This is a genomic window from Gryllotalpicola ginsengisoli DSM 22003 (assembly GCF_000419445.1).
Classification (GTDB): domain Bacteria; phylum Actinomycetota; class Actinomycetes; order Actinomycetales; family Microbacteriaceae; genus Gryllotalpicola; species Gryllotalpicola ginsengisoli.
On sequence record NZ_AULK01000001.1, the window covers coordinates 252,295 to 265,003 of the forward strand.

Here is a 12,709-nt window from a genome sequence, read left to right on the forward strand (position 1 = left end):
TGATGGGGAGATCAAGACTTTAGGGACGTCGTCGGCCCATGAGGCGAGTCGGTGTTGCGACTGTGCGGGTTTTTACGAGCCGGTGGAGCTTGTGGCCGGGGCTGCGCCCGAGTCGGTCTCGGCAGCGGCTGCGTCGCCGTCGATCTGCTCGTCCGAGTCGGAGTCCTGCGAGTCTACAGCAGCGTCGTCGCCGGTCCATTCGTAGCCGGGCCGGTACACGCTGGTCTCGAGGCCCGGGTGGCGCCGGGTCTGCACCACGATGATGACGAGGCCGAGCACGACCGCGCCGAACGCGGCCCACACGTTGGCCGGGATGCCGAGGAACGAGTACTCGCTCGGGTCGATGCGGATCGACTCGAGGTAGCTGCGGCCGGCGCCGTACCAGACCAGGTACATGCCGAAGAAGACGCCCCAGCGCGGCTTCCACTTGCGCTCGATCGCCAGGAGCACCACGATGCCGAGCACGTTCCAGATGATCTCGTAGAGGAACAGCGGGTGGAACAGGGTGCCCTCCGGCAGCCCGGCCGGGAAGGCCTTGTTGTCGCTGGAGATCTCGAGGCCCCACGGCAGCTTGGTCGGCAGGCCGAACAGCTCGTTGTTGACGTAGTTGCCGAGCCGGCCGATCGACTGGGCCAGCAGCAGGCCGGGCACCAGCGCGTCGGCGAACGACATGAACCGCAGCTTGTGCTTCGGGGTGACGCACGCGAGCCACAGGCCGACCGCGCCGCCGATCAGGGCGCCGAAGATGGCGTTGCCGCCCTCCCAGATGGCGAACACGTTCCACAGGTTCGCGCCGGAGTAGAAGTAGTCGTTCGGATGCGTGAGCACGTGGTACGCCCGCGCCCCGATGATGCCGAGCGGCACGGTCCACAGCACGACGTCGAGCACGATGCCGGGCTCGCCGCCGCGGGCGGTGAGGCGCCGGTGGGTCCACCAGGCGGCCAGCACGATGCCGAGCAGGATGAGCAGCGCGTAGTAGCGGATCGTCAGCGGGCCGATGGTGAGCTGCTGCCAGGCCGGGGACGGGCTGGGGATGCTCGAGACGAATGCTGCCAGCAAAGTGGTGGTGCCTTCCGTGGTGGGGTTCGCGCCGGCCCGATCCGGGCCGGGGCACAGTCTACGGTGCCGACTTAGGTGCGAGTGACGGCCTCGGCCGGATCACGCGCGCGTGCCGCGGGCGAGATCGGATGCCGCCCGCCGCACCCCCTCGACGCCGCCGTCGCCCAGCGCCTTGACCAGCAGGGAGCCGACGATCGCCCCGTCGGCGTAGCCCAGCACGTCGGAGACCTGGGCGGCGGTGGAGATGCCGATGCCGACGCAGACGGTGTCGGCCCCGGCATCCGTCAGCCTGCCGGCGAGCACGTGCGCGGCGGCGTCGACGCTCGCGCGGGCGCTCGTGACGCCCATGGTGGAGACGGCGTAGACGAAGCCGCGCGAGGACCGCGCCGCCAGCCGCAGCCGCTCGTCGCTCGACGTGGGCGCGGCGAGGAAGACGCGCTCGAGGCCGGTTCTGTCGCTGGCGGCGATCCACTCGGCGGCCTGGTCGGGGGTGATGTCGGGGGTGATCAGCCCCGCTCCCCCGGCGGCCTTCAGCTCGTCGGCGAAGCGGTCGACCCCGTACTGCAGCACGGGGTTCCAGTAGGTCATCACCAGCGCGGGCGCGTCGACCCGCTCGCGCACGGCGCGCACCGCCGTGAACACGTCGCGCACCCGGAAGCCGGCGGCCAGCGCCTGCTGGGTGGCGGACTGGATCACCGGGCCGTCCATCACCGGGTCGGAGTAGGGCAGGCCGAGCTCGAGCACGTCGACGCCGGCCTCGACGAGGGCGACGGCCGCGTCGACCGAGGTCGCGAGGTCGGGGAAGCCGATGGGCAGGTACCCGATCAGGGCGCCCTTGCGCTCGGAGCCCGCGGCCCGGATGGCCGCCTGCACCGGCGAGACGATGGTCTCGGTCATCCCTGCGCCCCCTCGTCGAGCAGCCCGAAGTACCGGCCCGCGGTGGTCATGTCCTTGTCGCCGCGCCCGGAGAGATTGACCAGGATGAGCGCCTCGGGCCCCAGCTCGACGCCGAGTTTGAGGGCGCCGGCGAGGGCGTGCGCCGACTCGATGGCCGGGATGATGCCCTCGGTGCGGCTCAACAGCCGCAGCGCCTGCATCGCCTCGTCGTCGGTGATCGCGCGGTACTCGGCCCGGCCGAGGTCCTTCAGCCACGCGTGCTCGGGCCCGACACCCGGGTAGTCCAGGCCCGCCGAGATGGAATGCGACTCGAGGGTCTGGCCGTCCTCGTCCTGCAGCACATAGGTCTTCGTGCCGTGCAGCACCCCGGGCCGGCCCTCCTCGAGGGTCGCGCCGTGCTCGCCGCTGGCGAGGCCGCGGCCGCCCGGCTCGAAGCCGAACAGCTTCACCTCGCGGTCGTCGAGGAAAGCGTGGAAGATGCCGATCGCGTTCGAGCCGCCGCCGACGCAGGCGGCCACCGCGTCGGGCAGCCGGCCGGTCAGCTCGAGCACCTGGGCGCGGGCCTCCTCGCCGATGACCTTGTGGAAGTCGCGGACCATGGTCGGGAACGGGTGCGGGCCGTTGACCGTGCCGAGCAGGTAGTGGGTGGTCTCGACATTGGCCACCCAGTCGCGGAACGCCTCGTTGATCGCGTCCTTGAGCGTGCGGGAGCCGGTCTTCACGGGCACGACCTCGGCGCCGAGCAGCCGCATGCGGGCGACGTTCAGCGCCTGCCGCTCGGTGTCGACCTCGCCCATGTAGATGGTGCACTCCATGCCGAACAGCGCGGCCGCGGTCGCGGTCGCGACGCCGTGCTGGCCGGCGCCGGTCTCGGCGATGAGCCGGGTCTTGCCGAGCCGCTTCACGAGCAGCGCCTGGCCGAGCACGTTGTTGATCTTGTGGCTGCCGGTGTGGTTCAGGTCCTCGCGCTTGAGGAGCACCCGTGCGCCGCCGGCGTGCTCGGCGAAGCGCGGCACCTCGGTCACGATCGACGGCCGGCCGGTGTAGCTCTTGTGCAGCGCGGCCAGCTCGGCGGCGAACCCCGGATCCTGCTTGGCGGCCTGCCAGGCATCCGTCAACTCGTCGAGCGCGGCGATCAGCGACTCGGGCATGTAGCGCCCGCCGTAGGCGCCGAAGTCGGGGCCCACCTGCTCTCTCAGGGTCAAAGGGACTCCCCTTTCCACGACGGCGGGGCCGTCAGACGTGAAGGAACTCTTCGAGCGTGCGCACCGGGTCGCTCGTGACGAGCGCCTCGCCGACGAGCACCACGTCGGCGCCGGCGTCGCGGTAGTGCGCCACGTCGGCGGGCCGCAGCACCGCCGACTCGGCGACGCGGGTGACCCCGGCGGGGATGCGGTCGGCGAGCCGGCCGAACAGGTCGCGGTCGAGTTCGAAGTTGGTCAGGTCGCGGGCGTTGACGCCCACGAGACCGGCGCCGGCGTCGAGCGCCCGGTCGATCTCCTCCGCCGAGTGGGCCTCGACGAGCGCGGTCATGCCGAGCTCGCGCACGAGGCCGTGCAGCTCGAGCAGGGTCGGCTGGTCGAGCGCGGCGACGATGAGGAGCACCAGGTCGGCGCCCGCGGCGCGGGCCTCGAACACCTGGTACGGGTCGGCGATGAAGTCTTTGCGCAGCACCGGCAGCTCGACCGCGGCGCGCACGGCCTCGAGGTCGTCGAGCGAGCCCTTGAAGCGACGCTGCTCGGTGAGCACGCTGATGGCGCTCGCGCCGCCCGTCTGGTACGAGACCGCGAGGGCGGCGGGGTCGGCGATCTGGGCGAGATCGCCGCGGGAAGGGCTCGCGCGCTTGACCTCGGCGATGATCTTGACCCGGTCCGCCGGGGCGAGCGCCTCGAGGGCGTCGAGCGGAGGCGCGGCCTCGCGGGCGGCGGCCTCGACGGCCGCGAGCGGCCGGGTGGCGCGGCGGGCGGCGGCGTCCTCGACCGCGCCGGAGATCAGCTCGGTCAGCAGGGACACTAGTGGCCCTTGGGCTGGTACTTGTCGCCGCCGACGCCGTAGCCGGCGCGCTTCATGATCCACCCGACGATGAGGCCGATCACGAGCAGCACGCCGCACGCGACGACGAGCCACGGCTGGTCGAGCCAGAAGAAGACCGTGCCCAGTGCGAAGGCCACCAGCATGATGATCACCGCCGTCCACGCGGCCGGCGAGTGGCCGTGCCCGAGGTCGTCGTGCGTCTCAGTGGTGCTCATGGCTCTCCTGCTTCTCGAAGGGGACCGGTCAAGTCTATCGGGCTAGCGGGTCGGGTCCTCGCCGCGGGTGAGGTCGTCCCAGTCGTCGACGGCGGCGTCGCCGGGGCGCTCGGCCGGGCGGCGGGCGGGCTCGTCGGCCGCGGGCCCGGCCGAGCCGGCGGGCGCCTCCGGATGCTCGAACCGCACGGCGTCGTACCGCTTCGAGCCGCCGGGCCAGAGCCGCCCGGTGAGGACGGCCGCCAGCGCGCCGAGGCCGATGAGGACGCCGCCGGCGATCGCGAGGGCGGGCCAGGCCGAGGCATCCGTGCTCGCGATGAGCGCGCGCAGCGCGTCGGTGCCCGCGATGCCGGTCGCCTGCGAGATCGTGTCGCGCACGCCCGAGCTGTCGGCGGGCGAGCCGGCGGCGGCGAGCACGATGCACGCGCCGACGGCGATGCCGAGCACGCCGACCACGATGCGGGCGATCCGGCCGGCGATCGCGAGGGCCAGGGCGAGGGCGAGCCCGGCGAGCGAGAGTGCTGTGAGCGCCGGCGAGGCGGTGGAGCCGTCGACGACGACCGGCGCCGTGTGGTTCGCCGCGCGCGTCAGGTGCACCGTGTACCAGGTCTGCGTCGCCGCCGACAGGCCGATGCCGGCGCCGACGATCACCGCGACGATGGTCGCGAGCTTCAGGGAGCGGCCGTTCCTCATGCCGTGACCCTCCGCATCGCGTTCGCGACCGCGACGGCGCGCAGCGGGGCGGCGGCCTTGTTGCGGCACTCCTCGTCCTCCGAGGCCGGGTCGGAGTCGGCCACGAGCCCCGCGCCTGCTTGCACGTACGCCATGCCGCCGATCAGGGTCGCGGTGCGGATGGCGATCGCGAGGTCGGCGTCGCCGGCGAAGCCGAAGTAGCCGACCACTCCCCCGTACACGCCGCGCTGGGCCGGCTCGAGCTCGTCGATGATCTGCAGCGCCCGCGGCTTCGGGGCGCCGGAGAGCGTGCCGGCGGGGAAGGTCGCGCGGAACACGTCGACCGCGGAGGCGCCCGGGCGCACGTCGCCCTCCACGCTCGAGACCAGGTGCATGATGTGGCTGAACCGCTCGACCCGCATGAACTCGGTGACCTCGACGCTGCCGGCCCGGCACACCTTCGCCAGGTCGTTGCGGGCGAGGTCGACGAGCATGAGGTGCTCGGCGCGCTCCTTCGGGTCGGCCAGCAGGCTCGCCTCGAGCTCCGCGTCGGCCTCCGGCGTCGCGCCGCGAGGCCGGCTTCCGGCGATCGGGTGCGAGAACGCGCGGCCGCCCGTGACCTTCACCAGCGCCTCCGGGCTCGACCCGACCACCGTGTACGGCTCGCCGCCCGGCGCCTGAAGCTGCAGCAGGTACATGTACGGGCTGGGGTTCAGCGCCCGCAGCACCCGGTACACGTCGACCGGGTCGGCGGTGACCGGCTGCTGGAAGCGCTGCGAGAGGACCACCTGGAAGACGTCGCCCGCGACGACGAACTCCTTGGCGCGCTCCACGGCGCGCGGGAACTCGCCGGGCGGGGTGCGCTGCTCGGGCACAGGCGCAGTGCCCAGGTCGGCCTCGGCGAGGTACGCCGGAAGCGGCTGCGCGAGCTGCGACTGCATGCGGTCGAGGCGCGCCTGCGCGTCGGCCCACAGCTCGTCGGGGGTCTCGGCGCCGTCGGCCAGCGCGGTGGCGATGAGCTGCACCGAACCGGTGCGGTGGTCGAGGACGACGAGCTCGGCGACGAAGCAGAGCGCCTGCCCGGGCACCTCGTAGTCGGCGGGCGGGCGGTCCGGCAGCCGCTCCAGCTGGCGCACGGCCTCCCAGCCGACGAAGCCGACGAGGCCGCCGGTCAGCGGCGGCAGTCCGCCGATGCGCGGCGTCTGCCAGCGCTGGTAGAGCGCGTCGAGCGCCTCGAGCGGCGCGCCGAGCTGCGAGACGGATGCGCCGAACGCCCGCTCCTCCGACAGGCCGTGGTCGAGCCACAGGGCCCGGTCCCCCTGCTGGGTGAGCACCCCGAACGATCGCACCCCGACGAAGGAGTACCGCGACCAGATGCCGCCCTGCTCAGCCGACTCGAGCAGGAAGGTGCCGGGGCGGCCGGCGGCGAGCTTGCGGTAGACGCCGACCGGGGTCTCGCCGTCGGCGAAGAGCTCGCGCACGACCGGCACGACGCGGTGGCCGGACAGCAGGGCGTCGAACTGCGCGCGGGTGGTGGAGGGCATCTAGTGCGCGTCACCTCCGGTCGGGGCCGCCGGGTTGAGCTTGTCGAAACCCGCCGGGTTGAGCTTGTCGAAACCATCCGTCTCGTCGCCCACGACCGGGTCGAGCGTGTCGGCGTCGAAGCAGCTGCGGGTGCCGGTGTGGCAGGCGGCGCCGACCTGCTCGACCTGCACGAGCAGGGTGTCGCCGTCGCAGTCGAGGGCGGCCTGCTTGACGTACTGCACGTTCCCGCTGGTGTCGCCCTTGCGCCAGTACTCGCGGCGGCTGCGCGACCAGAAGGTGACCCGGCCCTCGGTGAGCGTGCGGGTGAGCGCCTCGGCGTCCATGTAGCCGAGCATGAGCACCTCGCGGGTGTCGTGCTGCTGGATCACCGCCGGCAGCAGCCCGTCGGCGCCGAAGCGCACCCGGGCGAGGATCGCGTCCACATCGGGAGCCGTCACGGCCGCACCTCCAGTCCTGCCTCGCGCAGTTCGTCCTTGACCTCGCCGACGGTGAGCTCGCCGTAGTGGAACACGCTCGCCGCGAGCACGGCGTCGGCGCCGGCGGCGATGGCGGGGGCGAAGTCGCCGAGCTTTCCGGCGCCGCCCGAGGCGATCACGGGCACGGTGGACAGCTCGCGCATGGCGCGGGTGAGCTCCAGGTCGAAGCCGGCCTTCGTGCCGTCGGCGTCGATCGAGTTGACGAGCAGCTCTCCCGCGCCGAGCTCGATGGCCTGCTTCGCCCAGGCGAGCGCGTCGAGCTCGGTCTCGGTGCGGCCGCCGTGGGTGGTGACGACGAAGCCCGAGGGCGTCTTCGGGCTGCGCTTGACGTCGAGCGACAGCACGCACACCTGCGCGCCGAAGCGGTCGGCGATCTCGCCGATCAGCGCCGGCCGGGCGATCGCGGCCGAGTTCACGCCGATCTTGTCCGCACCGGAGGCGAGCAACCGGTCGACGTCCTCCGTGGAGCGCACTCCCCCGCCGACGGTCAGCGGCACGAACACCTGCTCGGCGGTGCGGCGCACCATGTCGTAGGTGGTGGCCCGCCCCTCGACGGTCGCGGTCACGTCGAGGAAGGTGATCTCGTCGGCGCCCTGCTCGAAGTAGCGGCGGGCGAGCTCGACCGGGTCCCCGGCATCCGCCAGGTTCAGGAAATTGACGCCCTTGACGACACGGCCGTCGGCCACGTCGAGACACGGGATGACACGCACGGCGACGCTCACGGATGCCTCCTAGAGCCGCGCTGCGTGGATCGGCGTGACGAGGATGGCGCGGGCGCCCAGCTCGTAGAGCCGGTCCATCACGTCGTTGGTCTGCTCGCGCGGCACCATCACCCGCACCGCGACCCAGGCGGGGTCGCGCATCGGCGAGACGGTGGGCGACTCGATGCCCCCGGCGATCTGCGCCGCCTCGTCGACGAGGTGGGCGGGCAGGTCGTAGTCCATCATCACGTACTGCCGGGCGACCATCACGCCCTGCAGGCGGCGGTGCAGCACGTCGAGGCCGGCCGGCGTGTCGGGCCCGGTGATGAGCACCGCCTCGGACTGCAGGATGACGGGGCCGAAGATCTCCAGCCCCTGCTTGCGCAGCGTCGACCCGGTCTCGACCACGTCGGCGACCGCGTCGGCGACGCCGAGCCGAACGGCCGACTCGACCGCGCCGTCGAGCTTCACGAGCTTGACCTGGACGCCGTGGTCGGCGAGGAATCCGCCGACGAGGCCCGGGTAGCTGGTGGCGACGCGGCGGCCGACGAGGTCGGACAGGTCGTGGAACGCCTCGGCCGGGCCGGCGAAGCGGAACGTGGAGGCGGCGAAGCCGAGCGGCGCCAGCTCGCGGGCCTCGGAGCCGGAGTCGATGAGCAGGTCGCGGCCGGTGATGCCGACGTCGAGGGCGCCGGAGCCGACGTAGGTGGCGATGTCGCGCGGGCGCAGGTAGAAGAACTCGACGTCGTTGCGGGGGTCGGAGACGATGAGCTCCTTCGGGTCGCGCCGGCCGTGGTAGCCGGCTTCCCTCAGGTACTCGGCGGCCGTCTCGGAGAGCGAGCCCTTGTTGGGCACGGCGATTCGGAGCATGGGGTGGAGGTTCGCTTTCGGTCGGGGGTGATCGGGACGGGGCATCCGATCACAGATGTCGCCAGACGTCCTCCGGGGTCAGGCCCTTGGCGACCATCGCGACCTGCACGTGGTAGATGAGCTGGGAGATCTCGGCGGCGAGCTCGTCGTCCGACTGGTACTCGGCGGCCATCCACACCTCGGCGGCCTCCTCGACGATCTTCTTGCCGATCTGATGCACGCCCGCGTCGAGCTCCGCGACGGTGCCGGAGCCGGCCGGGCGGGTCTCGGCCTTCTCGCGCAGTTCGGCGAAGAGGTCGTCGAAGGTCTTCACGCGCTCCAGCCTACCGGCGGCGCGCTCAGTGCACGTGCGGGGCGGCGGCGGCGCGCAGCGCCTCGATCGCGGCGCCCGCGTCGTCGGCGCCGAACACGCTGGAGCCGGCGACGAAGGTGTCCGCGCCGGCCTCGGCCGCCTGCACGATGGTCTGCTCGTTGACGCCGCCGTCGACCTCGAGCCACACCTCGACGCCCTGCCGCTCGGCCGCCTCACGCAGCCGGGTGAGCTTGGAGAGCACGTGCGGCAGGAACTTCTGCCCGCCGAAGCCCGGCTCGACGGTCATCACGAGCACCTGGTCGAACTCGGGCAGCAGCTCGAGGTAGGCGCCGACGTCGGTCTTCGGGCTGAGGGCGACTCCCGCGCGGGCGCCCAGCTTGCGCAGGGTGCGGGCGAGCGTGAGGGGGGCGCCGGCCGCCTCGGCGTGGAAGGTGACGCTGAAGCATCCGATCTCGGCGTACCGGGGCGCCCAGCGGTCGGGGTCGTCGATCATGAGGTGCACGTCGAGCGGCACCGGGCTCGTGGCCTGCACCCGCTCGACCATCTGCGGGCCGAAGGTGAGGTTGGGCACGAAGTGGTTGTCCATCACGTCGACGTGCACCAGGTCGGCGCCCGCGATGCGCTCCAGGTCGCGCTGCATGTTGACGAAGTCGGCGGAGAGGATGCTCGGGTTGATGCGGGCGGGCATGGCTTCAGCCTAGTGAGCGCTGTCGCCGGAGGTGCCGCGCGCGGCACGCCTCGGCGGGGCATCCGTTCGTCACTTTTCGCTCGCTTCGCTCCTGCGGCGAGCACAACGCGACGAATCGATCCGGGCGGATGCGCTGCGGAGGGAGGGCGGCGCCCGGCGGGGCATCCGTTCGTCAGTTCTTGCTCGCTTCACCGGGCGCGCGGGCACTTTGCGACGACTCGAGCTGAGGCCTTCCTTCGACTCGTCGAAAAGTGCTCGGCGCGGCGAGGATCTGAGCCGAAAGCGACGAACGGCCAGCGGCCTCGGCCCGGGGACAGGGCGGCGCGGCGGACGCGCGGCTCCGGCCGGCGCGCCCCGCAGGGCGGCTGCACCGGTTGACCGGAATAGCGCACCGTCTGCAGCGGGCCGCCGCTAGCGTTGGGGCATGGCGGAGGAGTGGCGGCCGGCGGTCGCGGCGCTCGCGAACGACGACGCCCGGCTCGTCTGGGCGAGGCTCGCTTCGGGCACGGATGCCACGGCGGCGGTCGCGGGGCTGTCGGCGGCCCGGGCGCGCAGGGCGCTCGAGACCCTGCGCGGGGCGGGCCTCGTCGACGACGCGGGCGCCGCCCGCGGCTCGGTGTTCCGCGAGCTGCTCGCGGCCGCTCCCGTCGCGCCGCAGCCGAAGGGCGTGGAGAGGTTCCTGCGCGGCGGGCGCATCGACCGGTACCCCGCGAACGCGGCGGAGCGCGCCGAGCTGCTCGCCCTCGTCGCCCGCCGCGCGTTCCGCCCCGGCGAGGTGCTCACCGAGGCCGAGGTCGGCGAACGGCTCGCGGCCTTCCACGACGACGTCGCCGTGCTGCGCCGCTACCTGGTCGACCACGGGCTGCTCGTGCGCACCCGCTCGGGGTCGTCATACGCGCCGGCCGAATGACCACCGCTTCCGACGAGCGCTTCCGACTACCGCTTCTGCAGCAGCGCGATGAACATCGCGTCGGTGCCGTGCCGGTGCGGCCACAGCTGCGCCTGCGCCGGGTCGCCGGCCAGCTCGAGCGGCGCCGCGGCCGTCGACTGCACGATCTCCTGCGTCGGCAGCTCGTCGAGCTCGCCCGGATGGTGCTTGAGCGCGTCGGCGATCGCCACCCGCGTCTCGCCCAGGTGCGGCGAGCAGGTCACGTAGGCGAGCACTCCGCCGGGCTTCAGCGCGCGGATGGCCGAGTCGAGCAGCGCGGCCTGCAGGCGCGTGAGCTCGGCGACGTCGCGCGGATGCTTGCGCCAGCGCGCCTCGGGACGGCGGCGCAGCGCGCCGAGGCCCGTGCACGGTGCGTCCAGCAGGATGCGGTCGAACCGCCCGCGGTGGGTGTCGCCGAAGGCCCGCCCGTCGCCCTCCACGACCTCGACGGCGTCGGCGACGGGAGCGACCGCGTTGCGCACGAGTCCGACCCGGGCGGGCACGACCTCGTTCGCGAGCAGGCGCGCTCCCCCGCGCAGCGCCTCGGCGCCGAGCAGCGCCGCCTTGCCGCCGGGCCCGGCGCACAGGTCGAGCCACTGCTCGCCCGCCTCCACGGGCCGGGCGGCGACCAGCGCCAGCGCGGCGAGCTGGGAGCCCTCGTCCTGCACCCGCAGCGTGCCGCGGGAGGCGCGCACCCGCGGGAACGGGTCTCCCGGCAGGGTGAATCCGTACGGCGAGAAGCGGTCCGGCTCGGCCTCCTCGGGAACCTCGCCGACCCCGGGCAGCGCGACAAGGTTCACCCGGGGCGCGGCATTGTCCGCGTCGAGCAGCTGCTGCAGCTCTGCCTCGACGTCGCCTCCGCGGCGCCGCTCCGCCGTGAGCGCCTGCCGGAACGCGCGCACGATCCAGGCGGGGTGCGAGGTGAGGGCGGCGATCCGGTCGTCGCCGTCGGCGGCGGCTGCGACCCGCGCCCGCCACTTCTCCGGCGCGGTGCGGGCGATGTTGCGCAGCACCGCGTTCACGAATCCGGTCTTGCTGCGCCCGAGCGTCTGCGCGGCCAGGCGCACCGTCTCGTTCACGGCGGCGTGGCTCGGCACGCGCATCGACAGCAGCTGGTGGGCGCCGAGGCGCAGCAGGTCGGCCACGGGCGGGTCGATCTGGTCCAGCTCCCGCCCGGCCGCCTGCCGGATGACGGCGTCGTAGTAGCCGCGCAGGCGCAGCGTGCCGTAGGTCAGCTCGGTCGCGAGGCCCGCGTCGGCAGGCGAGAGCCGGGCGCGCTCGATGCGCACCGGCAGCAGCAGGTTGGCGTACGCGTCGGAGTCGCGCACCGCCGAGAGCACGTCGAAGGCGACCAGGCGGGCGGTCGGCCCCGTCGGCGCCCTCATTCCGCCCTCGCCTCGTCGGGGCGCTGCAGGCCGCGCCACCAGTCGGCGGCCGGCATGGGCTTGCGGCCGGCTGGCTGCACGGTCACCAGCTGCAGCGGATGCGTGCCGGTGCCGAGGTACACCCGGCCGCCGGAGAGCCCGATGCGGCCGGGCTCCAGCCGTTCGGCGCCGCGGGCGAGCCGGGCGGCGTGGATCTTGAACCGCTCGCCGTCGAGCAGCACGAACGCGCCCGGCTCGGGGGTGACCCCGCGCAGCTGCGCGTACACCGCGTCGCCCGCATCCCTCAGCCGGAGGTGCGCGTCGTCGAGCGTGAGCTTGGGGGCGAGCGTGACCTCGCCGCGCTGCGGCTCGGCGCGGGCGGTGCCGTCGGCGAGGGCGTCGACGACTCCGGCCAGCTGCGCGGCGCCGGTCCCGGCGAGGGCGGCGAGCACCTCGCCCGCGGTCTCGTCGGGGCCGATCGGGCGATGCTCGAGCGAGAAGACGTCGCCCGCGTCGAGCTCCTCCACGAGCCGGAACACCGCCGAGCCCGTCTCGCGGTCGCCGGCCATCACCGCGCGCTGCACGGGGGCGGCGCCGCGCCAGCGCGGCAGCAGGGAGAAGTGCAGGTTGACCCAGCCGAGCCGCGGGGCGGTGAGCATCGCCGGCCGCAGCAGGGCGCCGTAGGCGACGACCACGCCGAGGTCGGGGGCGAGCGCGCGCACGGCGTCGGTCTCGGCCTCGCGGGGCCGGTTCGCCTTGATCACCTCGAGTCCGAGCTCGGCGGCGCGCGCGGCGACGGGCGAGGGGGTCATCACCCGCTTGCGGCCGAGCGGCGCGTCGTCGCGGGTGAGCACGGCGGCGATCTCGTGGCGCGACGCGGCGAGGGCGTCGAGGGCGGGCACCGCCACGGGCGGGGTTCCGGCGAACACGAGGCGCAGGGAAGGTGCGGG

At 73.6% G+C, this 12,709-nt stretch carries 15 protein-coding genes; 1 reads left to right on the forward strand and 14 read right to left on the reverse strand.

The annotated features are described in order from the left end of the window. Positions 1–72: 72 nt before the first annotated feature. The 12 genes from lgt to rpe form a co-directional block, all read right to left on the reverse strand. Positions 73–1,056, reverse strand: a complete 984-nt coding sequence (lgt, locus tag H563_RS0101160; RefSeq protein ID WP_027478954.1) for a prolipoprotein diacylglyceryl transferase — start codon at positions 1,054–1,056, stop codon at positions 73–75. A 102-nt stretch (positions 1,057–1,158) separates the two neighbouring features. Beyond that, entirely contained in the window at positions 1,159–1,956 is a 798-nt protein-coding gene (gene trpA, locus H563_RS0101165; protein ID WP_022880797.1) for a tryptophan synthase subunit alpha, read from the reverse strand. Then, positions 1,953–3,107, reverse strand: a complete 1,155-nt coding sequence (gene trpB / locus H563_RS0101170; protein ID WP_407635313.1) for a tryptophan synthase subunit beta — start codon at positions 3,105–3,107, stop codon at positions 1,953–1,955. The genes trpA and trpB overlap by 4 nt, the downstream gene beginning before the upstream one ends. A gap of 85 nt (positions 3,108–3,192) precedes the next feature. Beyond that, entirely contained in the window at positions 3,193–3,963 is a 771-nt protein-coding gene (gene trpC / locus H563_RS0101175) for an indole-3-glycerol phosphate synthase TrpC (protein WP_027478957.1), read from the reverse strand. A gap of 5 nt (positions 3,964–3,968) precedes the next feature. Continuing rightward, positions 3,969–4,205, reverse strand: a complete 237-nt coding sequence (locus H563_RS0101180) for a DUF6704 family protein (protein WP_022880800.1) — start codon at positions 4,203–4,205, stop codon at positions 3,969–3,971. Between the two features lie 42 nt (positions 4,206–4,247). Next, positions 4,248–4,895, reverse strand: a complete 648-nt coding sequence (locus H563_RS0101185; protein WP_022880801.1) for a Trp biosynthesis-associated membrane protein — start codon at positions 4,893–4,895, stop codon at positions 4,248–4,250. Then, on the reverse strand, positions 4,892–6,418 hold the full coding sequence (locus H563_RS0101190; protein WP_022880802.1) for an anthranilate synthase component I: 1,527 nt from the start codon (positions 6,416–6,418) through the stop codon (positions 4,892–4,894). The genes H563_RS0101185 and H563_RS0101190 overlap by 4 nt, the downstream gene beginning before the upstream one ends. Continuing rightward, positions 6,419–6,856 carry a phosphoribosyl-AMP cyclohydrolase gene (gene hisI / locus H563_RS14400; RefSeq protein WP_022880803.1) on the reverse strand — a complete coding sequence of 146 codons (438 nt, stop codon included), beginning with the start codon at positions 6,854–6,856 and terminating at the stop codon, positions 6,419–6,421. Then, positions 6,853–7,617, reverse strand: coding sequence for an imidazole glycerol phosphate synthase subunit HisF (hisF, locus tag H563_RS0101200; RefSeq protein WP_022880804.1), 765 nt, complete (start codon positions 7,615–7,617; stop codon positions 6,853–6,855). Before hisF ends, hisI begins: the two co-directional genes overlap by 4 nt. A 9-nt stretch (positions 7,618–7,626) precedes the next feature. Continuing rightward, positions 7,627–8,466, reverse strand: a complete 840-nt coding sequence (hisG, locus tag H563_RS0101205; RefSeq protein ID WP_022880805.1) for an ATP phosphoribosyltransferase — start codon at positions 8,464–8,466, stop codon at positions 7,627–7,629. Between the two features lie 49 nt (positions 8,467–8,515). After that, positions 8,516–8,779: a phosphoribosyl-ATP diphosphatase gene (locus tag H563_RS0101210; RefSeq protein WP_022880806.1), complete on the reverse strand. Its 264-nt coding sequence runs from the start codon at positions 8,777–8,779 to the stop codon at positions 8,516–8,518. A 25-nt stretch (positions 8,780–8,804) separates the two neighbouring features. Next, complete coding sequence (gene rpe / locus H563_RS0101215) at positions 8,805–9,467, reverse strand: ribulose-phosphate 3-epimerase (RefSeq protein ID WP_022880807.1); 663 nt, start codon at positions 9,465–9,467, stop codon at positions 8,805–8,807. A gap of 424 nt (positions 9,468–9,891) precedes the next feature. On the opposite strand from rpe, the gene H563_RS0101220 reads away from it, so the two are divergent. Continuing rightward, entirely contained in the window at positions 9,892–10,377 is a 486-nt protein-coding gene (locus H563_RS0101220; RefSeq protein ID WP_022880808.1) for a DUF2087 domain-containing protein, read from the forward strand. A gap of 26 nt (positions 10,378–10,403) precedes the next feature. Here H563_RS0101220 and H563_RS0101225 read toward each other — a convergent pair whose 3' ends face one another. Next, positions 10,404–11,780 (reverse strand): RsmB/NOP family class I SAM-dependent RNA methyltransferase, encoded by a 1,377-nt coding sequence (locus H563_RS0101225; RefSeq protein ID WP_022880809.1) that lies wholly within the window; start codon positions 11,778–11,780, stop codon positions 10,404–10,406. Continuing rightward, a complete protein-coding gene (locus tag H563_RS0101230; RefSeq protein WP_027478958.1) occupies positions 11,777–12,697 on the reverse strand; it encodes a methionyl-tRNA formyltransferase in 921 nt (306 codons plus the stop codon). The genes H563_RS0101225 and H563_RS0101230 overlap by 4 nt, the downstream gene beginning before the upstream one ends. Positions 12,698–12,709: the final 12 nt, after the last annotated feature.